The following is a 682-nucleotide window of genomic DNA, read 5'->3' as shown; positions in this document are numbered from 1 at the left end:
TGCACCCGTAAATTTTGCACTCAGAACCACATCTGCATGGGTGTCATCATCCCCGCTGTCTGCGCGAACTTCTGCCGTCACCGGTAAAAATGGCAACCCGGATATCAGCGCAAGTATCGCGGGAATGGGCGATCTGCAATATAAATATAGTGTGATGCCCTATACCGATGAACCGAACCTGAATCTGTTACGCACTGAATTGCAGGAACGCTGGGGACCGGTCAATCAGGCTGATGGCTTTGCCGTGACAGTGCTGTCCGGCACGTATGGGGACATTTCCACGTTTGGTGTCAGCCGTAATGACCATCTGATTTCCTGTATGGGGATTGCCGGTGCACCGGAACCGTCATATCTGTACGCCGCCACACTGTGTGCCGTTGCCAGCCAGGCGCTTTCCATCGACCCGGCGCGTCCACTCCAGACGCTGACGTTGCCCGGAAGAATGCCGCCTGCGGTGGGGGATCGTTTCACCTGGTCAGAACGTAATGCGCTGCTGTTTGACGGCATCTCCACGTTTAACGTGAATGATGGTGGTGAAATGCAGATTGAACGCATGATCACGATGTACCGCACAAACAAGTACGGTGACAGTGATCCGTCTTATCTGAACGTGAATACCATCGCCACGCTGAGTTATCTGCGTTATTCGCTGCGAACCCGCATCACGCAGAAATTCCCGAAC

The 682-nt window shown here is 53.8% G+C and carries 1 protein-coding gene; it reads left to right on the top strand.

The window, feature by feature from the left end:
• Positions 1-40: 40 nt before the first annotated feature.
• On the top strand, positions 41-682 hold a 642-nt coding region (locus AC0L3J_RS37215), incomplete at its 3' end, for a phage tail sheath subtilisin-like domain-containing protein (protein ID WP_473350408.1).

It is taken from the genome of Bradyrhizobium sp. Kon37, assembly GCF_055807535.1.
Note: the sequence above shows the minus strand (reverse complement) of the source record. Positions and strands in the feature narration are given on the sequence as shown.